This window comes from Geothrix sp. (assembly GCF_049292215.1).
GTDB lineage: Bacteria > Acidobacteriota > Holophagae > Holophagales > Holophagaceae > Geothrix.
This window is the reverse complement of the sequence record NZ_JBATQW010000091.1, coordinates 43,519-64,353: the sequence shown is the minus strand read 5'-3', so window position 1 is coordinate 64,353 and position 20,835 is coordinate 43,519. Positions and strand designations below refer to the sequence as shown.

Annotated in this window: 21 protein-coding genes; 9 read left to right on the top strand and 12 right to left on the bottom strand. The window is 68.4% G+C overall.

What is annotated here, in order from left to right:
* Window positions 1–412: transcription antitermination factor NusB (locus WAS25_RS15305; RefSeq protein WP_422313660.1), on the bottom strand; the 412-nt coding region annotated here is incomplete at its 3' end.
* A gap of 73 nt (window positions 413–485) precedes the next feature.
* On the opposite strand from WAS25_RS15305, the gene WAS25_RS15300 reads away from it, so the two are divergent.
* From WAS25_RS15300 to WAS25_RS15285, 4 genes are all read left to right on the top strand, one after another.
* Window positions 486–932: an OsmC family protein gene (locus WAS25_RS15300; RefSeq protein ID WP_422313658.1), complete on the top strand. Its 447-nt coding sequence runs from the start codon at window positions 486–488 to the stop codon at window positions 930–932.
* A 14-nt stretch (window positions 933–946) separates the two neighbouring features.
* On the top strand, window positions 947–1,522 hold the full coding sequence (gene nrdR / locus WAS25_RS15295) for a transcriptional regulator NrdR (RefSeq protein ID WP_422313656.1): 576 nt from the start codon (window positions 947–949) through the stop codon (window positions 1,520–1,522).
* Window positions 1,523–1,549: 27 nt separating this feature from the next.
* Window positions 1,550–3,979 (top strand): endopeptidase La, encoded by a 2,430-nt coding sequence (gene lon / locus WAS25_RS15290; protein WP_422313654.1) that lies wholly within the window; start codon window positions 1,550–1,552, stop codon window positions 3,977–3,979.
* Between the two features lie 94 nt (window positions 3,980–4,073).
* Window positions 4,074–4,454 (top strand): hypothetical protein, encoded by a 381-nt coding sequence (locus tag WAS25_RS15285; protein ID WP_422313653.1) that lies wholly within the window; start codon window positions 4,074–4,076, stop codon window positions 4,452–4,454.
* 14 nt (window positions 4,455–4,468) lie between these two features.
* Here the strand turns inward: WAS25_RS15285 and WAS25_RS15280 are convergent, their stop codons facing one another.
* On the bottom strand, window positions 4,469–5,788 hold the full coding sequence (locus WAS25_RS15280; protein ID WP_422313651.1) for a c-type cytochrome: 1,320 nt from the start codon (window positions 5,786–5,788) through the stop codon (window positions 4,469–4,471).
* Window positions 5,785–6,876, bottom strand: a complete 1,092-nt coding sequence (locus WAS25_RS15275) for a hypothetical protein (RefSeq protein WP_422313649.1) — start codon at window positions 6,874–6,876, stop codon at window positions 5,785–5,787. Before WAS25_RS15275 ends, WAS25_RS15280 begins: the two co-directional genes overlap by 4 nt.
* Window positions 6,877–6,977: 101 nt before the next feature.
* Here WAS25_RS15275 and ftsY point away from each other — a divergent pair, with 101 nt between their 5' ends.
* From ftsY to WAS25_RS15260, 3 genes are all read left to right on the top strand, one after another.
* On the top strand, window positions 6,978–7,889 hold the full coding sequence (ftsY, locus tag WAS25_RS15270) for a signal recognition particle-docking protein FtsY (RefSeq protein WP_422313647.1): 912 nt from the start codon (window positions 6,978–6,980) through the stop codon (window positions 7,887–7,889).
* Entirely contained in the window at window positions 7,882–9,009 is a 1,128-nt protein-coding gene (gene ribD / locus WAS25_RS15265; protein ID WP_422313645.1) for a bifunctional diaminohydroxyphosphoribosylaminopyrimidine deaminase/5-amino-6-(5-phosphoribosylamino)uracil reductase RibD, read from the top strand. Before ftsY ends, ribD begins: the two co-directional genes overlap by 8 nt.
* 73 nt (window positions 9,010–9,082) lie before the next feature.
* On the top strand, window positions 9,083–10,753 hold the full coding sequence (locus WAS25_RS15260) for a hypothetical protein (RefSeq protein ID WP_422313643.1): 1,671 nt from the start codon (window positions 9,083–9,085) through the stop codon (window positions 10,751–10,753).
* Here the strand turns inward: WAS25_RS15260 and thiS are convergent.
* Genes thiS through rpmH form a run of 9 tightly spaced genes read right to left on the bottom strand, consistent with a single transcriptional unit; the run spans window position 10,750 to window position 17,877 of the window.
* Entirely contained in the window at window positions 10,750–10,950 is a 201-nt protein-coding gene (gene thiS, locus WAS25_RS15255; protein ID WP_422313641.1) for a sulfur carrier protein ThiS, read from the bottom strand. The genes WAS25_RS15260 and thiS overlap by 4 nt on opposite strands.
* Complete coding sequence (locus tag WAS25_RS15250) at window positions 10,947–12,140, bottom strand: trans-sulfuration enzyme family protein (RefSeq protein WP_422313639.1); 1,194 nt, start codon at window positions 12,138–12,140, stop codon at window positions 10,947–10,949. Before WAS25_RS15250 ends, thiS begins: the two co-directional genes overlap by 4 nt.
* Window positions 12,141–12,166: 26 nt before the next feature.
* Window positions 12,167–12,454 carry a hypothetical protein gene (locus tag WAS25_RS15245; RefSeq protein WP_422313637.1) on the bottom strand — a complete coding sequence of 96 codons (288 nt, stop codon included), beginning with the start codon at window positions 12,452–12,454 and terminating at the stop codon, window positions 12,167–12,169.
* A gap of 56 nt (window positions 12,455–12,510) precedes the next feature.
* Window positions 12,511–13,971 carry an Asp-tRNA(Asn)/Glu-tRNA(Gln) amidotransferase subunit GatB gene (gatB, locus tag WAS25_RS15240; RefSeq protein ID WP_422313635.1) on the bottom strand — a complete coding sequence of 487 codons (1,461 nt, stop codon included), beginning with the start codon at window positions 13,969–13,971 and terminating at the stop codon, window positions 12,511–12,513.
* Between the two features lie 34 nt (window positions 13,972–14,005).
* Window positions 14,006–15,310, bottom strand: coding sequence for a tRNA modification GTPase (locus tag WAS25_RS15235; RefSeq protein WP_422313633.1), 1,305 nt, complete (start codon window positions 15,308–15,310; stop codon window positions 14,006–14,008).
* A 9-nt stretch (window positions 15,311–15,319) separates the two neighbouring features.
* The gene (locus WAS25_RS15230; protein WP_422313631.1) at window positions 15,320–15,784 is read right to left on the bottom strand and encodes a hypothetical protein; all 465 of its coding nucleotides are present in this window, start codon (window positions 15,782–15,784) and stop codon (window positions 15,320–15,322) included.
* Between the two features lie 9 nt (window positions 15,785–15,793).
* Window positions 15,794–17,368 carry a membrane protein insertase YidC gene (gene yidC, locus WAS25_RS15225; protein ID WP_422313629.1) on the bottom strand — a complete coding sequence of 525 codons (1,575 nt, stop codon included), beginning with the start codon at window positions 17,366–17,368 and terminating at the stop codon, window positions 15,794–15,796.
* Window positions 17,365–17,733, bottom strand: a complete 369-nt coding sequence (locus tag WAS25_RS15220) for a ribonuclease P protein component (protein WP_422313627.1) — start codon at window positions 17,731–17,733, stop codon at window positions 17,365–17,367. Before WAS25_RS15220 ends, yidC begins: the two co-directional genes overlap by 4 nt.
* Window positions 17,734–17,742: 9 nt before the next feature.
* Window positions 17,743–17,877 carry a 50S ribosomal protein L34 gene (rpmH, locus tag WAS25_RS15215; protein WP_005035876.1) on the bottom strand — a complete coding sequence of 45 codons (135 nt, stop codon included), beginning with the start codon at window positions 17,875–17,877 and terminating at the stop codon, window positions 17,743–17,745.
* Between the two features lie 214 nt (window positions 17,878–18,091).
* Here rpmH and dnaA point away from each other — a divergent pair, with 214 nt between their 5' ends.
* Both dnaA and dnaN read left to right on the top strand, forming a co-directional pair.
* Window positions 18,092–19,471 carry a chromosomal replication initiator protein DnaA gene (dnaA, locus tag WAS25_RS15210; protein ID WP_422313622.1) on the top strand — a complete coding sequence of 460 codons (1,380 nt, stop codon included), beginning with the start codon at window positions 18,092–18,094 and terminating at the stop codon, window positions 19,469–19,471.
* Between the two features lie 213 nt (window positions 19,472–19,684).
* On the top strand, window positions 19,685–20,818 hold the full coding sequence (dnaN, locus tag WAS25_RS15205; RefSeq protein ID WP_422313620.1) for a DNA polymerase III subunit beta: 1,134 nt from the start codon (window positions 19,685–19,687) through the stop codon (window positions 20,816–20,818).
* Window positions 20,819–20,835: the final 17 nt, after the last annotated feature.

Genomic DNA, 20,835 nt, shown 5'->3' with positions numbered 1-20,835 from the left:
CGGGCAGGGCGCCGAGCTCGGCCGCCAGGGCCGCGCGATCCTTCGCCGCCCGGCGCAGCAGGGCGTTCACCAGGCCCTTGTGGGGCAGAAAGCCCAGGTCGCGGGTGGCCGCCAGGTCCACGGATTCGTTCACGGCGGCGTGGTCGCTGACGCCCGGCAGCCAGGCCAGCTGTGCCAGCCCCATGGACAGGCTGACCCGCGTCCCCAATGGCACACCGCGGTCCGGATCCTTCAGCTTCGGCTTCACCCAGGCCTGGAGGCGGCCCCAGTGGCGCAGGCAGAGTCCCAGCAGCGCCTGGGCCAGCTGGGCATCCTCCCCCAGCTCGCGATCCCAGATGTCCGGCACCCGCCCACCTTCTCCGAAGACCTCGTGCAGGGCGTGGGCGACGTGGATGCGGGCGGGCGTGGGCATGGGGCTCCGGAGGCAAATCCAGGCTAGCACGCAGGCTGTGGCATCCTGGGCGCAGGCATTCCAGGAGGACCCCATGGCCCACCACTACCCCCTTCAGCTCCACTGGACCGGCAACACCCTCGACGGCACCTACAACCGCAATGCGACCGTCACGACCGACGGCAAGCACCCTCTCTCGGTCAGCAGCGCGCCGGAATACGCGGGCGACGCCACCCGCTGGAACCCCGAGGACCTGCTGGGCACGGCCCTGGCCACATGCCACATGCTGACTTTCCTGGCCCTCTGCGCCAAGGCCAAGGTGGGGGTGGTGGGCTACGAGGACCACGCCGAGGCCATCCTGGACACCGTGGACAAGGTCACGCGCGTCACCCAGGTACACCTGCGCCCGGTCATCCGAGTGACACGGGGCACCAGCATGGCCAAGGTGGTGGAGCTCTTCGAGAAGGCCCACAAGTACTGCTTCGTGGCCAACTCCGTCACCTGCGAAGCCGTGATGGACCCACGGATCGTCGAGGTCTAGCCACCAGGAGTGGTATGCACTGTCCCTTCTGCGGGCACATCGAGGACAAGGTGGTGGACTCGCGGGAGTCCCGCGAGGGCGATTCCATCCGCCGCCGCCGCGAGTGCCTCTCCTGTGGCCGGCGCTTCACCAGCTACGAGCGGGTGGAGGAGGTGCCCCTGGTGATCCTCAAGAAGGACGGCCGCCGGGAGCCCTTCGAGCGGCAGAAGCTCATGAAGGGCCTGCTGGCCGCCTGCCAGAAGCGCCCCGTGTCGCTGGATCGCATCGAACAGCTGGTGGGAGACGTCCACGCCCGGCTCATGGAGCGCCCCGACCGGGAGATCCGCAGCCGCGAACTGGGCGAACTCATCATGGACGAGCTGAAGGGGCTCGATCAGGTGGCCTACGTGCGCTTCGCTAGCGTGTATCGCGAGTTCAAGGACCTGCCCGATTTCGTGAAGGCCCTGGAGGGCCTCATGCACAAGGAAGCCGCCACGAGCCGCGGCACGGGAGCCCCGAAACCCGGCCACGGTATTCCGACGCCGCAGCCACAGGCCCTCTTCCCGGGCGAGACCGTGGACGTGGCCGCCATGAAGTCCCGGAAAAAGTAGGGGTATCCTGAGGTCCGAGGTTTTTCTGTGGCCGATGATGTCCTCCTGCCCCCCCCACCCGACGAGACGCCGAAGCTGCCGGAGGAACTGCCCGTCCTCCCGCTGCGGGACGTGGTGGTCTATCCCTATGTGATCCTGCCCTTGAGCATCAGCCGCGAGAAGTCCATCCGCGCCGTGGACACGGCCCTGGTGGAGAACCGCATGATCCTGCTGCTCTCCCAGAAGCAGACGGAGATGGACAACCCGCGCCCCGAGGACCTCTACCAGGTGGGCACCGCGGCCCTCATCATGCGCGTGCTGAAGCTGCCGGATGGCCGCATCCGCGCCCTGGTGCAGGGCCTGCAGCGAGTCCGCGTGGAATACTTCACTGAGACGGAGAACCTCTTCAAGGCCCGGGTCGAGCCCCTCGCGGAACCCGAGCTGAAGACGCCGGACCTAGAATCGGACGCCCTGCTCCGCAGTGTGAAACAGACGTTGGAGAAGGCTGTGGCCCTGGGCAAGACCCTGCCCCAGGAGGTGCTGGTGATCGCCAGCAACCTGGACAACCCGGGGCGCCTGGCGGACCTGGTGGCGTCGAACCTGGACCTCAAGCTGGAGCAGACCCAGGAGGTGCTGGAGATCGCCCACCCGGGCCAGCGCCTGAAGCGCGTGAACGAGCTGCTCATGCGGGAGATCCAGCTCCTCGAGGTGCAGCAGAAGATCACCATGGAAGCCCGCGGCGAGATGGACAAGAGCCAGCGGGAGTACTACCTCCGCCAGCAGCTCAAGGCCATCCAGCAGGAGCTGGGCGAAGGCTCCGAGCTCTCCGAAGAGGTCGCCGCCTTCCGCGACAAGCTGTCGAAGATGAAGGTGCCCGACGAACCCCTGGTGGAGATCGAGCGCAACCTGAAGAAGCTGGAGCGCATGCACCCGGACTCCAGCGAGACCGCCGTGACGCGCACCTACCTGGAGTGGATGACCGAGCTGCCCTGGGGCGTGCAGACCGAGGACAACCTCGACCTCAAGCAGGCCCAGACCGTGCTCGACGAGGACCACTTCGGCCTAGCCAAGATCAAGGACCGGCTGCTGGAGTTCCTGGCCGTGCGCAAGCTCAAGCCCGACCTGCGCGGCACCATCCTCTGCTTCGTGGGCCCCCCGGGCGTGGGCAAGACCTCCCTGGGCAAGTCCATCGCCCGGGCCCTGGGCCGCAAGTACAGCCGCATCTCCCTGGGCGGCGTGCATGACGAGAGCGAGATCCGCGGCCACCGCCGTACCTACGTGGGTGCCATGCCGGGCCGCATCGTGCAGGCCCTGCACCAGGTGAAGAGCATGAATCCCGTGATCATGCTGGACGAGGTGGACAAGATCGGCCGGGACATGCGTGGCGACCCCAGCGCGGCCCTGCTGGAGGTGCTGGATCCTGAGCAGAACCACACCTTCCGCGACCACTACCTGAACGTCCCGCTGGACCTCAGCCAGGTGCTGTTCCTGGCCAACGCCAATGAGCTGGAGCCCATCCACCCGGCCTTCAAGGACCGCATGGAGATCATCTACCTCAGCAGCTACACGCTGGAGGAGAAGATCGGGATCGCTGAGCAGCACCTGATCCCCAAGCAGCTGGAGAAGCACGGCGTCACCCGCAAGCAGGTGGCCATCCCCAGGGCAGCCCTCAAGGCCATCATCACGGGCTACACCCGCGAGGCGGGCCTTCGCCAGTTGGAGCGCGAGATCGGCGCCATCTGCCGCAAGGTGGCCCGCCGCGTGGCCGAGAACACCCTGAAGAAGAAGCTCACGCTGGATGACAAGAGCATCCACGAGCTGCTGGGGCCCGTGAAGCTCCTGCAGGACGAGCGCCTGAAGGCCCCCCGGGTGGGCGTGGTGACCGGCCTGGCCTGGACCGCCGTGGGCGGTGACGTTCTCTTCGTCGAGGCCCTGAAGATGCCGGGCAAGGGCCTGCTCACCCTCACGGGGCAGCTGGGCGACGTCATGAAGGAGAGCGCCCAGGCGGCCCTCAGCTACATCCGCAGCCGGGGCGAGGCCTTCCAGATCGACCCGGAGGTCTTCCAGAAGCAGGACATCCACGTGCACTTCCCCGAGGGCGCCATCCCCAAGGACGGGCCCAGCGCGGGCCTCGCCATCGCCACAGTGCTGCTGTCCGTGCTGAAGGGCGTGCCGGTGCGGAACACGCTGGCCATGACCGGCGAGATCGACCTGCGGGGCGAGGCCCTGGCCATCGGCGGCCTCAAGGAGAAGTCCCTGGCGGCCCTCCGCGTGGGCATCAAGGACATCCTCATTCCCCACGCCAACCAGAAGGACCTGGAGGAGATCGACCCCGGGCTGCGGAAGCAGCTGCGCTTCCATCCCGTAAAGCACGTGGAGGAGGTCTTCGAATTCGCCCTGGTGGGTTGGAAGCGGCCCGAACAGGCCAAGCCGACGCCCAAGCCCAAAGCCAAGGCCAAGCCCCGTTCTCGCAGGTAGGGTGTCGGGGTTTCCGGGCCGTCATCGATAAATACCCAGTCCATCCCTTGTGTGACCAGCCCCTCGGCGGTACATTCCTCACCAGAGGGTCACCATGCTCGCCGAGGCCTTCTCCCTGGTGCTCCAGCTCCCGCCCCTAGCCTTCGGTCCCGCCAGGGCTCCCGAGGCCTTCGCGCCCCCCAGGTCCCTGGTCTGCGACGTGCGCCAGCTCGGCCAGGTGCAGGTGCCGGAACGCGCCCTTCGCGTCACCGCCTCTTCGTATTATCTGGATCCACGGAACCTGAGGCCAGCCCCCGAGCGTTACCTCGTGAATCGCCCCGTGGATATCCTGATGTTCCTGGCCATGGCCTATTCCGGCCGGGCGACCTGGGATGACACGCCCTGGTCAGTCCGGACCTGGCAGGCCACGGGTGCGGCAGCGCCGGTCCTGATTCCGCCCCAGGCCCCTCCCTATCAGGCCGTGACCAATCGGTAGTTCCACGTGGAACACTACTTACCCTTGAGTGAGCTCAGGTATTTCCCCAGCTCGGCGGCCTCCTGCTCGGTGCCGGCGAAGGGCGGCATGCGGTCCAGGTAGGGGTTGAGGGCCGGGTCCAGCTCGCGGAGGGCCTGCACGAAGGCCTCGTTGTCCCCCTCTGAGTTGCTGGCCGTGAGCGCCTTCAGGCCCCGGTAGCCGTCCCGGGTGTGGCAGGCCAGGCACTGGCTCCGGAGGAGCGCCTCGCCCCTGGCCAACTCGGTGTCGCCCTTCGAAGCGGCGAAGGTCCGGGCCCATGCATTCCGGGGCAGGAAGCCCTCCTTCTGGTAGTCCGCCACCTGCTCCACCCGAATGCCATTGGAATACATCACGTCCCGGATGACGAAGGGCTTCCGGGCCACCTCACGGATCCACTCGAAGCCACCGAAGCCCCAGCAGGCCAGGAACAGGCCCACTAGGGCCAGGGGGCGTCGGAAGGACGCGGAGGCGAAATAGGCCCAGAGCACCAGCAGACCCGGCACCAGGAAGGCGCCCAGGCCCCAGAGCGCCCAGCGGAAGCCGCGGGCCAAGCTGGTGGCCCCCTTGAGGTTGCCCAGCACCAGCTCCCGCGCGGCCGGGGGGAAGCTCTGGAAGTAGTACCAGCCCGAGGCCACGGCCAGCAGCACGCCTGCGAGCGTGAAGAGGGCCGTGGGCTTCAGAATCCGCGGCCGCAGCGCCGGCCGGGCAGTGGCCCCCGCCGCCAGGGCCCAGAGCCCGCCCAGGACCAGGGCCACGCAGGTCCGCAGCAGCAGGCTGGGCAGGTAGGTGGCATTGAAGAAGCCGTCCCACATGGCGTGGCTGGCGACCCAGCCCTTCCCTGGGCTCAGCATGAAGGTGATGATGCCGTTGATGACCACGAGGCTCAGCCAGGCGCAGAGGGCATAGAGCCAGTAGACGGCCAGGCGCTGACGGGGCCGCAGCCGGTCGTAGGCCCGGACCAGGACGATGAGGGTGGCCATCTCGCCCACGAAGACCAGCCACTCGATGGCCCAGCCCATGACGAAGGCCCGGATGAGGTGCTGGGTGGCCGTGGGGTTCACCAGGCCGATGGCCACCCAGATGCCCACGCCGGTGGCCGCTCCGAAGATGCTGGACAGCCAGAGCAGGGCCTTGGCCCGGCTCCGCAGCCAGGCCTGCAGCTCCAGATCTCCGGCCCGCTGGGCGCGGCCCTCCAGGAGCGGCAGCCAGAGGCCGGCGCCTACGACCAGGTGGGCGATGGAGACGTGGACGATGCTGATGAGGCCGATGATCCAGCCGCTGCCAAGGAGGGGGATGTCCCACACGGGATGGTTCATGGCCGCTCCTCCACCGCCGCCCGCGGTTGGGTGGACCAGCGCAGGAGCACCACCAGCAGCACCACCAAGGCCGCGAGGGTGAGTCCGAAGACACCCAGGGACAGCCAGTCGGTCTTGTGAGGCAAGGCCCCGGGCTGGAAGCCGAAGGCGGCCAGGCTGGCATCCCGGGCCTGGTCCCGCAGCAGGACCATGCCGAGCACCGAGGCCATGCCCAGGGTGAAGGGGCCCCACACGGACCTGGCGGGCGAGCCTTCCTGACTGGCGGGAATGGCCATGAACAGGGCCAGGCCGCCGCAGGCGATGGAGCCCCACATGGTCAGGCTGGGGGCCGAGGCGGCATTCATCAGCAGGTCGAAGACGGGGGCGGGCTGCTTCACCAGCAGCCAGGTGCCCCAGGCCCCCTGGCTGGCCGTGGCGGCGATGAACCAGAGGAGCCCGACCCGGCGGGCGTAGGCGTGCTCCCGCCAGGCCCCCCAGCCCGCCAGCAGCAGCCCGGCCACGGCGGCAATCCCGGCCACCATGTGGAGGTACCGCGGCCAGAGGGTAGGGTCGGCGGTGTTCATGCGGAGGCCGTGGGGCGAGGCGGCCGCGTGGGCGGCCCACAGATCCGGGCGCAGGGAGAGCGTGGTGACGTTCACCAGCATCAGACCCACGGACAGCAGGAGGAGGGCGCTCAGAATGCCAGTGAGGGTCCGGACGGCCTCCGAGGCCACCGAGCCCACGAAGCGGTAAAGCAGCACATAGCCCGCCATCAGGAGGGCGAGGAGCCCCGCCCAGGGGATGGCCGTCAGCACAGAGGCGGTGTAGAAGAAGGGGCCGTAGGTCAGCTGCAGGAAAAGCAGGGGGGCCACGCCCAGGGTGATGGCGAAGGTCACGGCCCCGGGCAGCATGGGGGCGAGACGCCGCACCAGGTCGCGGTCCTCCGGCCTGCCGCGCAGAGCATGCACGGCCGCGATGAGGCTCCCGCCGACCCCGAGGTTCACCGCCATCAGGTGCAGGGTGAAGGTCGCCAGCAGCAGGGCCTTCAGCACGGAGGGCGGCATGGGCAGCAGCAAGGGATCCGGGGATGGGATGGGCGGGACCAGCATGGGGACTCCGGGGCATTCCTTGGGATGCCGCCTAGGCTAGCCGGATTCCAGCCACGGGGAACCCTCAATGCTTCGGTAGACTGGACCTTCGCGAGGTGTCCGTGGGTCTGCTCGGTGGCCTGTTCAACCAGTTCAAGAAGGGCCTGAAGCGCACCCAGGAGCTGGTACTGGCGCCCATGGGGCGCCTGCTGGGCCTGCGGCGCCTGGACGAGGCCCAGCTGGAGGAACTGGAGGACCTGCTGCTGCAGGCGGACCTGGGCGTGAAGGCCGTGGATCGGCTGATGACGCGGCTCCGCCAGGAACTCAAAGGGGCCGGGGACGTCGATCCCAAGGCCATCCTGAAAGACGAGCTGTTGAGGCTGCTGCGCCAGGTTCCGCCCCGGTCCTTCGCCGCCTCGGGCACCCAGGTGGTGCTGCTGGTGGGCGTCAACGGCGTGGGTAAGACCACCACCCTGGGCAAGCTGGCGGCGCACCTCAAGTCCCGGGGTGAGGGTGTGCTGGTGGTGGCGGGCGACACCTTCCGCGCCGCGGCCATCGACCAGCTAGAGCGCTGGGGTGAGCGGGCCGGCGTGCCCGTCATCCGCAACCAGATGGGCGGCGATCCCGCGGCCATCGCCTTCGACGGCGCCACCAGCGCCCTGACCAAGGGCACGCCCTGGGTGCTCATCGACACGGCGGGGCGGCTCCACACCAAGGACCACCTCATGAAGGAGCTGGACAAGATCCACCGCAGCCTCCAGAAAGTCATTCCGGCCGCGCCCCACCGGGTGCTGCTGGTCCTGGACGCCACCACGGGCCAGAACGGCCTGGTCCAGGCCGAGGCCTTCGCCCAGGTGGCGGGCGTCACCGACCTGGTGCTTACGAAGCTGGACGGCAGCGCCAAGGGCGGCGTGGTGGTGTCCATCCTGGACCGGCTGCGGCTCCCCATCGCATTCGTGGGTGTGGGCGAGGGCGTGGAGGACCTCATCCCCTTCGATGCCGAGGCCTTTGTGGACGGCCTGCTTGATGTCTGAGCCCACCCTGACCCCCGGGCTGGCCTGGGCCCTGGCCACAGGCGGGCCCTGGCCCGATCCGGCCACCCTCGAGGGCGATGCCCGCTTCATGGCCCTAGCCCTGCAGGAGGGCCTCAAGGGGGTGGGCCTCGCCAGCCCCAACCCACCAGTCGGCTGCATCCTGGTGAAGGGGGACCGGGTCATCGGGGCTGGCGTCCACACCCGGGCCGGGGACCCCCACGGCGAGGTCATGGCCCTCCGCGATGCCGAGGCCCGGGGCGAGGATCCGAAGCGCGCCACAGCCTTCGTCACCCTGGAGCCCTGCTGCCACCAGGGCCGCACTGGACCCTGCACCCAGGCCCTCATCCGGGCGGGCATCGCCCGCGTGGTGGTGGGGGTCCGGGACCCCAACCCCCGCGTCGATGGCGGCGGCCTGGCGATCCTGCGGGCCCAAGGCATCGCCGTGGAGGAGGGGCTGCTAGGGGAGGCCTGCGCCCGCTTCCACGCCCCCTTCTTCAAGCTGATCCGCACGGGCCTGCCCTGGGTGACGCTCAAGCTGGCCCTGGGCTCCGATGGCGCCCTGGGCCCGGCGGGACAAGCGACCCCGGTGACCCCGCCCGAGGTCCAGCGACTGGCCCACGCCCTGCGGCGCACCTCGGAAGCCATCGTGGTCGGCCGCCACACCATCGGGGTGGACGATCCCCAGCTCACGGACCGCTGGCCCGCGATGACGGCCCCCCATCGCAGCTTCGCCCGGGTGGTGCTGGACGAGGATGGCCAGCTCCCCGCCACGGCCAGGGTGTGGGCCCCCGTGGCCGGCCAGCCGGTCTTCCGCGCCGTGACGGGCGATCCCGCACCCCTGCGGGGGGTGGAGGATCTGCGCCTACCCCCGGATGGCCGGGGATGCAGTCTGCGGCACCTGTTGCACGAACTCGCCGCCCGCGGGGTGGGCCGGGTCCTGGTAGAGGGGGGTGGCACCCTCGCCCGGGCCTTCCTGGACCTGGGCTTGGTGGACGAGTTCCACCGCTTCCAGAGCGCTACCCCTGCCGGCGGCAGCCCGGTACCGTTGGCTCTGCCGCGGTCCTGGCACTGCCGCGCCACCGGGACATGGCCCACGGGGCGCTGGGAAGTTTGGCGTTAGCCAACCCCGGGCTTTACCTATGGCATGACCTTTGAAAAGACGTCCCGTCCCCCAACCTCCCGTGGAGTCTCTCGTGAAGCATGCCACTCTCGGCCTCGGATCCCTGGCTGCCACCCTCCTGTTCCTGGTGGGCTGTGGCGGTAGCAGTGACGGTCCCGGCACCATCTCTGTCACCGTCCAGGGCCAGTATGAGAAGCGGGTGCTCTCCGGCGCCGGCTTCAGCCCGGCCCTCACCACCCTCCCCACCCGCTACGCCTACGCCCAGGTGGTGAACAGCACCTCGGGCCGGGTGGAGGCCGCCGGAACCCTGGGGGCCGATGGCACGAGGACCTTCGCCGTAACCAAGGGCATCACCTTCTTCGTGGCGCTCTACGCCAGCACGGAGGTTCCCGTCAGTGGTTCCGGAGGTGGCTTCTACTTCTACGGCGGGGTCAAGAAGGCCCTCCCCGCCTCGACCTATGCCAGTGCCGAGGCCTTCAACCTCATCCCCACCTGGTACGCCACCAGCGCCGACAGCGCCGCCAACAGCAGTGGCAGCCTCACCTTGAGGGCCCTGGACTCCACGGGGGAGGCCGGCGCCTTCGCCATCGCCGACCAGCTGACCACCTTCGCCCTGGGCATGCGGTCCCTGGAACCGACCCTCCAGCTGCCCGAGCTGTATACCTTCTGGAACTCCGGCACGACCGCCACCACCTATCCTGCCGTGGCACTGACCACCGGGGGCTCGGCGGTCCTGAAGCAGGGCGCCGCCCTGGGTGGGCGCGCCATCTTCCAGCACGAGGTCCGCTACGCCGGCCCCGCCGCGGCGGACCGGGGCGCCGATGCCTACAACGACAGCGTCCTCCTGGAGGCCTGCGCCCGGCTGCTCTTTGCAGACGACAGCTTCGCCTACACCAATGGCACCTTCGGCCAGATCATCCGCCGGGACAACGACAATGGCTTCGTGGCCCCCGGGGACGCCTCGGAACCCGCCATCGCCTTTGTGGGGGGCTTCAGCAGCTTCCTGTCCGCGGCCTTCCGGAACGATCCCTCCAGCTACGAGATGCCCGCGGGGGGCGGCCTGCCCACGGTCTTCCGCCTGGACCAGCACACGGGCTTCACGCCCACGGGCGGCGGCGAGTTCTATGCAGGCTCCGTGGCCCGCACGCTCTGGGGCATCTGGAAGAACGCGGCCATCTTCAATGGCAGCCAGGCAGGGCTCGGCACGCTGTGGAGCACCACCATCCCCACCACCGCCTTCCAGGGCTACGAATACGGCAACACGCCCCTCGCCTGCTATCCCACCTACCTGACGGGCCTGCGCCGCCTGGCGGGACCGGCGGCGGGCATCGCGATCCTGGATGAGCTCACCCTGGAGAACGTGGGCAACGGCACCGACCCCACCTCTGGGCTCTACCTGAACGGCACCACCCTCTGGCGGCTACCGGCGGTCCCCTTCGTGGACTCGGGCAGCTTCCCCACCTATGCCGCCGGGTGGTCCTTCGACTGGAACCAGGCCCAGGCCTTCCGCTTCAGCCACATCGGCGGGGTGCGCACGCTGACCCTGAGCACCCCGGGACCGGGCCTAGTGCTGGAGCTCTTCGACAGCGTCGGCCTGGTGCGCCTGACGACGGCCTCCTCCTCCGGCAACGGCGTGATCAGCCTGCCCAGCCTCCCGGCCGGCACCTACGTGGTCCGCGTGCGGGTGGATCCCTACGTGACCTACCCGAATGGAACCATCAACTATAATCTTTCCGTTAATTAACCACCGCCCACCAGCCGCACCACCTCCAGCCGGTCCCCCTCCTTCAGGGGCGTGGCGGGGTGGTCGGCCCGGCGGATGACCTCGCCATTCAGCTCGATGGCGCTGCCGAAGGCCGGCAGCTCCAGCCACCGGGCCAGGTCCGCCAGGGTGCCCAGGTCCGGCGCCTCCCGGAGCTCACCGTTGAGGTGCAGCTTCACCGCGCCTCCGCCGCCGCCTGGAAGCCCTTTTCCAGGTCCGCGATGAGGTCCGGCTGGTCCTCGATGCCCACGGAGAACCGCAGCAGCCCGTCAGTGATGCCCAGGCGCGCTTTCACCTCGGGGGCCGTCTTCAGGTGGCTCATGCTGGCCGGGTGCTGGATGAGGCTCTCCACGCCGCCCAGGCTCACGCCCCGGGTGATGACCTCCAGGGCCTCACAGAACCGCTGTCCGGCCAACAGGCCCGCCCGCAACTCGAAGCCCACCATGGCGCCATAGCCCTTTTCCATTTGTCGGACGGCGATCTCGTGCCCGGGGTGGCCGGGCAGACCTGGGTAGTCCACCCGGGCCACGTGGGGTTGCCAGAGCAGCCACTGGGCCAGCGCCTGGGCGTTGTCGGAGGCACGGCGCACCCGCAAGGCCAGGGTCTTGAGGCCCCGATGCAACAGCCAGGAGGCCATAGGATCCAGGGTGGGACCCAGGATCTTCGCCAGGTGCCAGCAGGCCACGATGTCCGCCTCGGGCCCGGCGATCACCCCGGCCACCAGGTCCGAGTGCCCCCCCAGATACTTGGTGGCGGAGGCCACGCTGAGGTTGATGCCGAAGGCCAGGGGCCGGGTGTGGATGGGGCTGGGGAACGTGTTGTCGGCCACCGTGCGGACGCCATACTTCTTCCCGAGGGCCGCCACGCCAGCCAGGTCCGTCAGGGCCAGGGTCGGGTTGGAGGGGGTCTCCACCCAGATCATCTTCGTCTCCGGCCGGAGCGCGGCCTCCCACTCGGCTAGGTCCAGGGTGCTCTGTACCCAGGTCACCTTCAGGCCGCGCTCGGCCTCCCAGCGGCGGATGAGCTGTTCCGTGCCCAGGTAGATGGCCGCGGGGGCCACCAGATGATCGCCGGGCTTCAGGAAGGCTTCGAATACCAGCGCGAAGGCCGCCATGCCGGAGGCCGTCGCCAGGGCCCGCTCCGCACCCTCGAGCTCGGCCAGCACGGCCTCGACCTCGCTGGTGTTCGGGTTGCCCCACCGTGTGTAGAAGGTCGGCGGTTCGACGCTGGCGGAGAACTCGGCGCCTTCGCTGTTCTCCATCAGCTGGAACACTGAGGTCTGGAAGATGGGCGTGGTCACGGCCCGGGTGGTGTTGAAGCGCTTCCCGGCGTGGATGGCGGTGGTGGTGGGTCCCCAGGGCTTGGGCATCGTCGACTCCAGCCCCCAGGATAGGGTCAGCGCTTCCAGAACACGATGGCCAGCGCGATCACGGCGAAGGCGAGGACCGTGATGAGCCGCCACACGGTGGGGCGCCCGTCCGGCAGGTCGTAGGGGCCGCGGTCCTCCAGGGCCGCCCGCGTCAACTCGTCCTCGGGGGCCGGCACCAGCCCCCGGCAATCCACGCAGCGGAAGGGCTCGCCGGGCGTGATCACAGCGTCCACGACGGAGCAGCCGCAGCCCTGGCAGACATGCACCACGCCCGGATGGCAGGCCTCAAGGGCGGAGGGGATCTCGTTGCTCACTCGGAAGCTCCTGCGCCGCCACTTTCGGGGCTCATGAGCCCAGCATGGGGCGGGGATCAAGGTTTGGCCAGCAACTCGGCCAACACTTCATTCACGAGCTTCGCGTCCAGCCGGCCCTGGCCCGCCTTGAGCACCTGGCCCACAAGGAAGCCCTTGAGGCTCTCCTTGCCGGCCCGGATCTGCTCGACAGGGCCCGGGTTCGCCTTCAGCACCTTGACCACGAGGCCTTCGATGGCCCCTCGGTCGCTCACCTGGGCCAGGCCCCGCGCGGCCACAATGGCCTCGGCGGAACGTTCGCCGTTCAGCAGGGCGGGGAAGACCAGGTCCTTGGCGGCGCCGAAGCCCAGGGTCCGTGCCTCCACCAGCCGGACCAGACCAGCCAGGGTCTCCGGGGTCACCGGGAATACCTCGATGCCGAGCCCGCGCTCGTTGAGGGTGCGGCTCACCTCCCCCAGCATCCAGGCGGCGGCGCCGCGGCCCGAGCCGCTCAGGCTCGCCACCGCCTCAAAGTAGGCCGCGAAGGCCGGGCTCTGGGCCAGGGTCTGGGCCTCGTCCAGGCCCAGGCCGTGGGCTTCGCGCCAGCGGCGGATGCGCTGCTCGGGAAGCTCGGGAAGGGTGGCCCGGACGGCCTCGATCTCGGCGGGCTCCACGGTCAGCAGGGGCAGGTCGGGCTCCGGGAAGTAGCGGTAGTCCATGGCCGCCTCCTTGGTCCGCTGGGCCCGGGTCTCGCCCGCCGCGGCATCCCAGCCCCGGGTTTCCATCTGGACAGAGACGCCCGCTTCGAGCAGGCTCGTCTGCCGCTGGAACTCGTGTTCCAGGGCCTGCCGCACGAAGCGGAAGGAGTTCAGGTTCTTCACCTCGACGCGTGTGCCGAAGGTGGACGACCCGATCGGCCGCACGCTGACGTTTGCGTCGCAGCGGAAGCTACCCTCCTCCAGGTTCCCGTCGCAGATGCCCAGGCCCACCACCAGCCGGTGGAGGGCCTTGAGGTAGTCGGAGGCCTCGGCGGCGCTGCGGAGGTCCGGCGCGCCAACGACCTCGAGCAGGGGCACCCCGGCCCGGTTCAGGTCCACATGGCTGGCGTTCCCGTCCAGGTCGTGGTGGCTCTTCCCGGCATCCTCCTCCAGGTGGGCCCTCTCGATCCGGATCCGAACGGGACCTTCCGCTCCGCGCACCCGGGGATCGCCGGGGATGTCCAGGTGGCCTTCCTCCACCAGGGCCACGGGTCCCTGGGTGATCTGGTACCCCTTCGGCAGGTCGGGATAGAAATACTGCTTGCGGTAGAAGGCGCTGCGGGGCCGGATCTCCGCCCCCACGGCCAGGCCCAGGGCCAGCGCCACGTGCACGGCCTCGGCGTTCAGGGCCGGCAGGGCGCCGGGCAGGCCCAGGCACACTGGGCAGGTGAGGCTGTTGGGGGGGGCTCCGGTCAGGTTCCTGCAGGCGCAGAACATCTTGGACCGGGTCCGCAGCTGGACGTGCACCTCAAGGCCGATCACCACTTCATACCCTGAATTCATGCCGGACTCCCGGGCCCAGTCTACTTCGGCAGGCCTACTTCCCGAGGCAGAAGCCACGGAAGAGGGCGTCCAGGGCACTCTCGGCCCGGTCCTCGCCCGTGAGCCGGGCCAACAGGCTCCAGGCGCCCTGCAGCAGGGAGGCCGGCAGCTCCGGCGGACAGCCCGGGTCCAGCCCCAGCAGCAGGTCCAGCTGCCGCGTCAGATCATCCAGCAGCGCCACCTGCCGGTCAGTGGCCAGCGCTCCAAGGCAGGCATCGGGCGCGAGACCGCCCAGCAGTCGGTCCTTGAGGGCCACCTCGAGGGCATCCAGGTCACCCTTCTGGGCGGCGATGGCCACACCCTGGGCCTCCGCCAGGTCCGCGAAGGTGCGCACCTCCAGCACCTTGGCCTGGAAGGGGAGGAGGGCCGCTTCCACTGGGGCCGAGGCCGCCTCGCCGGCGGGCACCAGGTGGAGGATCAGGTCCGCGCTCTCAAGGAGGGGCGCCACCCGGGCCATGCCCAGGCGCTCCACCGGGTCCGGGGATTCCCGGAGTCCCGCCGTGTCGAAGAGCCGCAGGGGCAGGCCCCGCCATTCGCAGCGGATTTCGAGGCTATCGCGGGTGGTGCCCGGAATCTCCGTGACGATGGCCCGGTCCTCCCCGGCCAGGGCATTGAAGAGGGTGCTCTTGCCGGCGTTGGGCCGCCCCACCAGGGCCAGCCGGAGCCCATCCTGGAGGCGCCGGGAGGCCCGGGCCCTGGACTGTTCCACGTGGAACCGGGCCGCCAGTGGCGCCAGGGCCTCGGTCAAGTCCTTTTGATTCAATAAAATTCCTTCCTCTTCCCCGTAGTCCACGGCCGCCTCGGCCCGGGCCACCCAGGGGGCCAGCAGGCTCCGGGCCTCCATGATCCAGCCGGGTAGGGCCCCGGCCCGGGCCTGGGCCAGGCGGAGCTGGGTGTCGGTCTCGGCCCCCACCAGGTCCCGCAGGGCCTCGGCCTCCAGCAGGCCCTGCCTACCGTTCAGCAGGGCCCGGCGGGTGAACTCCCCCGGCTGGGCCAGCCGCACGCCGAGGGTGCCCAGGTGGGCCAGCAGGCGCCGCACCAGCAGGGGATTGCCGTGGGTCTGGAGTTCCACGATGTCTTCGCCGGTGTAGCTGTCCGGTCCTGGGAAGTAGAGCACCAGGGCCCGCTCTTGAAAGCCATCCCAGGCCAGCGTGCGCACCGCGGCTCTCCGCGGAGGCGGCAACTGCACGAGTGGCGCCAGCAGGGCGGGCAGGCCGGGCCCGGAGACCCGCACCACCGCCACCGCCGCGGGCAGCAGGGGCGTCGCGGGCGCGCAGATGGGATCAGGGGCCGGAGTCACCGGGCCAGTCTACTTCCGGAACACCTTCACCGGCTTGAAGGTCCCCGTGCCTTCGCTTTCCGTGCCCAGGCCCGCCTCACGGCTCACCACGAGGTGCACCCAGCGGCGCTCGCGGGCGCTCAGGGCGCCCAGGGTGTGGCTGCCCAGCTCCCGGGCCTTGGCGGCGGCGAACTGGCCCATGGCCATCACCTCCTGCATGCGGAACAGGCGGGCGCCCTTCACGTCCAGGTAGGCGAGCTTCTGGTCCTCGCGCTCGCCCTGGGCCTCGTGGACCAGGAACTGCAGGGCGTCCAGGGCCACGCCCCGGTTCGTTCCGAGGTGGGAGGCGTCCGGGCCGGAAACCGCCACTCGGTTGGGGAAGGCCTCTTCGTCGCCAGAGGGCGAGAACCGGGCCTCCAGCGTCAGGCCAAGCTGCTGGCCCCAACGGGTGATGAGCTCGGGAACGGACTCCAGGGTGACGCCGCTCTTCCGCATGGCGGACTCCTACACGGTGATTGGCTGGGGCTGATAGGACCGCATGATCCACCAGGTCTGCAGAATGCCGATCAGGTTGAACACAAGGTAGTAGAGCACCAGTCCCGCGGGGCTCTGCATGAAGAAGAAGGTCATCATCGCGGGCATCAGCACCAGCATCATCTTGCGCTGGGCGGGATCACCCACGGCGGGCGTCATGTACTGCTGCACGAACATGGAGGCGCCCATCAGGAGGGGCAGCAGCCCAATGGGAATCCCAAGCCCCGGCAGGCGGAAGAGAACCTCTGCCTGGGACAGGTCCTTGATCCAGAAGACAAACGGCGCATGCCGCAACTCGAACACGGCGTTTAGCATGGACCAGAGGGCGAGGAAGATGGGCATCTGCAACAGCATGGGCAGGCAGCCGCCCATGGGGTTGTGGCCGTTCTTCTTGTAGAGGGCCATGAGCTCTTTCTGCATCTCGGCCTTCTTGGTCATGTCGCTGCCGAACTTCTCGTACTTGGCCTGGATGGCCTTCTGGTGCGGCTCGAAGTCCTTCATCCGCAGCATGGAAATGGTCTGTTTCGTGTTCAGGGTCCAGGTCGCCAGGCGGATGATCACCGTGAAGAGGACGATGGCCCAGCCCCAGTTCCCGACCAGGGCGTGCACCTTCTTCAGGATCCAGAAGAGCAGGTGGGACACGGCGCCGAAGAAGCCGTAGTCGATGACCTGGGTGAAGGGCTTTTCGAAGGCCAGCAGGTGCTCGGCCTGCTTCGGGCCCAGATAAAGGCTGGCCTCCAGGTGGCCATCCTTGGGCAGAAGTTCGTAGCCCGCGGCGTCCCGGCTGGCCGGACGCGGCAGCTTCCAGAGGGCGGCAAAATAGTGATTTTGCTGCGGTTTGTCATCCTTCCCAACACCCGCGTCGAGGCCCAGGCGATCCGAGGAGGGGGGCAGCACCTTGCGCTTGGATCCCAGGAAGCTGAAGAAGGGGTCGTGCAGCATCTCGGCCCAGGTCACAGCCTCCACGCTCTTTTCGTTCAGGGTGAACACCCGCCCGAGGTGCTTGACGGGCTCGTCGGTCGTCGGGTTCACGATCAGGTGCAGGAGGGCGTTTCCGGGCGCAGTCGCCTCCACCTTCAGGCTGTGGCCCTGGTTGGGTACGAGGTAGCTGAGCTTTTCCCCCGCGGCGTTCTCGAAGATGACGGCCGTGCCCGCAGGCGCCGTTTCCTGGCGCACCGTCTCGAACCCGGCACCCCTGAGGGCGCCGATGCCGGCGAAGTTCTCCGGGAAGAACCGCGTACCGTCCTGCTTCCAGACCACCTGCTTGATGGCGCCGGTCGCCACCTGCCAGGTGAGCGTGAGCTCCTGGGAAACCAGCGTATGGGTGGCTGCGGGATCTGCGGCCTTCGGGTTGCCTGTGGCCGGGAGAGCCGCCGGGGCTGCGGTGGGTGGGGCCGGGGGCTCGACGGGCTTGGGCTTGGCTGGCGCCGCCTGCTGGACCTCGGCAGTGGGGGCGGACTTGGCGTATCGGGAGGTGAGCCAGAACTGGCCGCCCAGCAGGATCATGCTGCCGACCACGAAAAGGAGGACATTGCGGTTGTTCATGGGGCACCCGGGGCGGGAAGTCGATGCAGGGCCAGCCGGAGCTGGCTTTCAATGTCCTTGAGGCAGATGGTGTCGAGCGGCGGGGCAGAGCGGCCAGGGCGCACCCAGACCACCCAGGGTTGGCCCCGCAGGACATCGGACTCACCGAGGAAGGCCATTCGCACCTGGCGGCGGAACCGGTTGCGCTGCACGGCGGAGCCCGTCTTCCGGGGCGAGGTCACCAGCAGCAGCGGACCGTCGGTTGCGGGAAGGGGCCAAGCCCGCACATCCAGCCACGAAGCTTGCCCCAGCAAGGGCCGGGGCAGCGGTGTGGGCACCGCGTGGTCTTTGTGCCGAACCGTGCGGAAGCGGCCTCTGTAGATCACGGACGGGGGCTAGAGCGCCAGGACGTGGCGGCCCTTGGCGCGGCGGCGCTTGAGCACGAGGCGGCCGTTCTTGGTCTTCATGCGGCTCAGGAAGCCGTGGGTCTTGGCGCGGCGGCGGTTGTTGGGCTGAAAGGTGCGCTTCATGGTTCCACCTCGGGAGTCCCCTCCCGGAGAGGAGAACGAACCTTTGAGCCTACCAGCGAGGACCTTCGGTCTCAAGGGGATTTCCGCTCCACCGCCACCCCCGTTGGGTGCTAGATTGGGTTCCCCCCCGCGAGCCTGGCGTGGACGGAGCGTGCGCAGCGCCCTCCGTCAACGATGTGTGCCCGCGCTCCGCCCCACCCCTGCTGGTGAAACCATGCGCTCCGCCGATCCCACAGCCCTCTGGGACACCATCCGACTGGGCTTGTCCAAACAGTTGCCCGAGGCCAGCTTCAAGGAGTGGATCGCGCCCTGCGAGCCCATGAAGGTCTCGGAGGGCGCGCTGTGGATCCAGGTCCCCAGCGCGGCGGCCAAGCTCTGGATCGAGCAGCAGCTGCCCGAGGAGTTCAACGACGCCCTGGCCCAGGGCGGCCTTGCGGACCTGCGCCTCGAGTTCCACATCAACGGCACTCCGGCGCTGGAGCCGAAGGTCGCTCCCAAGAAGAGCGCCAGCACGGCCACCTCGGGCCCCGTTGAGACTTCGATCTCCTTCCCCCACCTCTTCAACCGCTACACGCTGGACCGCTTCGTCGTCGGACCCGGCAGCCAGTTGGCCTTCGCGGCGGCCCGCGCCGTCGTGGACAGCTTCGGCAAGGCCGCCACACCGCTTAGCATGAATCCCCTGTTCATCTACGGTGGCGCCGGGCTCGGCAAGACGCACCTCATGGTCGGCATCGGCAAGGGCCTGCTGGAGCGCGATCCCAGGCTCCGCGTGGTCTACCTCAAGGTGGACAACTTCTTCAACGAACTCACGGTGGCCATCCGGGCCAAGAACACCGAGCCCATGCGCAAGAAATATCAGCAGAACGACGTGCTGCTGCTGGACGACGTGCAGACCCTGGGAAAGATGGAGCGCACCCAGGAGGAGATCTTCCACATCCTTGAGCACCTGCTGCAGCACGGGAAGCAGATCGTCATCACCTCCGACAAACCTCCCCAGCGGCTCGAGGGCTGCCACGAGCGTCTGATCACGCGGTTCAAGTGGGGGCTGACGGCTGACATCCAGCCCCCCGACTTCGAGACCAGGATCGCGATCCTGAAGAAGAAGCTGGAGGACGTGGATTTCCGCCACGTTCCGCCCATTCCGGAAGATGTCCTCACCTTCATCGCCCACAAGGCAAAAGGCAGTGTCCGGGACCTGGAGGGCTTCCTGACCCGGGTGATCTTCCAGGCGAGCCTCATCGGCGTGCCTCCGTCCTTGGAGGTCGCCCATGCCGCCTTCCAGGGCCAGAGCGGGGAGGAGCCCACGGCGCCGGTGCACCCCGATCGCATCTACCGCATGACCGCCGAGACCTTCAATGTCTCCTTCGTGGACCTGATGAAGAAGCGGTCCCGCCAGCAGGCCATCCTCCTGCCGCGCCAAGTGGCCATGTATCTTGCGCGGGAGATTGCCTCCCTGCCCTTCGCGGACATTGGAAGGGCCTTCAACATGCATCACTCAACCGTGATGAACGCGATCGATTCCGTCCGGGACCGAATGAAGCGTGATCCTGATTTCCACAAGATGGTACAAGCACTTCTTAACAGTATTCACTGATTTGATTATTGTTGTTTATTTTTACACAAGCTTGGACCCACGGGGATCCACAGTGACGTTCCTGGAGGGTTCCAGGGCCCGTCAGGACCGTCCTTCCACGGGCTTCCACGGGCTTTCCACAGCCTGTCCCAGGCAGTGAAACTCCGGTAAGATGGGACTTTGACTCGCCTTTCCACAGGTTGCCCCGGTCCTCAGCATCATCAAGGGTGATTCATGAATCTTCAATTACAGGTTTCCAAGGATCGTCTGGACCGAACTCTGGGTCTGCTGAAGCACGCCCTCGACCGCCGGGTGACCCTTCCGATCCTTCAGCACATCCTCGTGGATGTGCGCCCCAAGGAGGTCGTCCTGAAGGCCACCGACATGGAACTGGCCTTCGAGGCCACCGTGCCCGGCGAAGGCCAGGGCGAGTGGACCATGGCTGTTCCGGGCAAGAAGTTCATCGAGACCGTGCGGGTCTTCCCGGAAGGCATCCTCAGCCTCGAGTGTCCCGATGCCGGCGGGCGCCTCTGGCTGCGCGCCAAGGGCATGAACTCCGAGCACAACATCCAGCCCGGCGAAGGCTTCCCCGAGCTTCCCGCCCCGAGCCGGGAGCTGCCGGTGGTCAAGATCCCCGTGCTCCGCTTCAAGCGGGCCATCCAACTGGGCTCCATCGCCGTCAGCAAAGACGCCACCAAACCCACCTTGTCGGCCGTGCTGGTGCACCTCTCGAAACACCACGTCCGGGTGGTCTCCACCGACGGGTTCCGTCTGGCGGTGGCGGAGGTGCCCTGTGACACGAAACTCAAGGACGAGGTCCGCCTCATCGTGCCGAAACGGGCCCTGGACCTCATCCCCACGCTTCTTGGCGACGAGGGAGAGGTCGAACTCTGCTGGGATGGCACCACGCTCTTCCTCGACCAGCCGGGGCTGAAGTTCAGCACCCGCCTTGTCACTGGGAACTACCCTGCTTACGAGAAGGTGCTGCCGGCGGAGCTGCCCAAGCGAGTGATCATGGACCGCGAGGTCTTCCTCCGGACCCTGCGCTTCGTGGGCCTGAAGAAGGATGACTACAACAAGAACGTGCGCCTGTTCTACGAATTCCCGAACCTCCGCACCGTGTTCCAGCACCCGGACGAGGGCGTCAACCAGGCCACGCTGCCCTTCACGGGCGAGGAGCATCCCTTCGAGCTGGCCTTCAACATCGACTACCTCACGGAGCTGCTGGAGCGGCTGCCGGGCGAAGAGGTCGTCTACCAGTTCAAGGACGAGGTCGGGCAGGGCGTCTTCATGTCCCCCAGCCTGGAGGACTTCAGCTTCCGCTACGTCCTCATGCCCGTCCGCTTTGCCAACAGCGCCACCGCCTGAGCCGCGCTGGAACACCG

Coding starts and splice junctions, on each gene's coding strand:
- WAS25_RS15300 (WP_422313658.1), top strand. CDS start 486: ATGGCCCACCACTACCCCCTTCAGCTCCACTGGACCGGCAACACCCTC.
- nrdR (WP_422313656.1), top strand. CDS start 947: ATGCACTGTCCCTTCTGCGGGCACATCGAGGACAAGGTGGTGGACTCG.
- WAS25_RS15285 (WP_422313653.1), top strand. CDS start 4,074: ATGCTCGCCGAGGCCTTCTCCCTGGTGCTCCAGCTCCCGCCCCTAGCC.
- WAS25_RS15280 (WP_422313651.1), bottom strand. CDS start 5,788: ATGAACCATCCCGTGTGGGACATCCCCCTCCTTGGCAGCGGCTGGATC.
- WAS25_RS15275 (WP_422313649.1), bottom strand. CDS start 6,876: ATGCTGGTCCCGCCCATCCCATCCCCGGATCCCTTGCTGCTGCCCATG.
- ribD (WP_422313645.1), top strand. CDS start 7,882: ATGTCTGAGCCCACCCTGACCCCCGGGCTGGCCTGGGCCCTGGCCACA.
- WAS25_RS15250 (WP_422313639.1), bottom strand. CDS start 12,140: ATGCCCAAGCCCTGGGGACCCACCACCACCGCCATCCACGCCGGGAAG.
- gatB (WP_422313635.1), bottom strand. CDS start 13,971: ATGAATTCAGGGTATGAAGTGGTGATCGGCCTTGAGGTGCACGTCCAG.
- WAS25_RS15230 (WP_422313631.1), bottom strand. CDS start 15,784: ATGCGGAAGAGCGGCGTCACCCTGGAGTCCGTTCCCGAGCTCATCACC.
- yidC (WP_422313629.1), bottom strand. CDS start 17,368: ATGAACAACCGCAATGTCCTCCTTTTCGTGGTCGGCAGCATGATCCTG.
- rpmH (WP_005035876.1), bottom strand. CDS start 17,877: ATGAAGCGCACCTTTCAGCCCAACAACCGCCGCCGCGCCAAGACCCAC.
- dnaA (WP_422313622.1), top strand. CDS start 18,092: ATGCGCTCCGCCGATCCCACAGCCCTCTGGGACACCATCCGACTGGGC.
- dnaN (WP_422313620.1), top strand. CDS start 19,685: ATGAATCTTCAATTACAGGTTTCCAAGGATCGTCTGGACCGAACTCTG.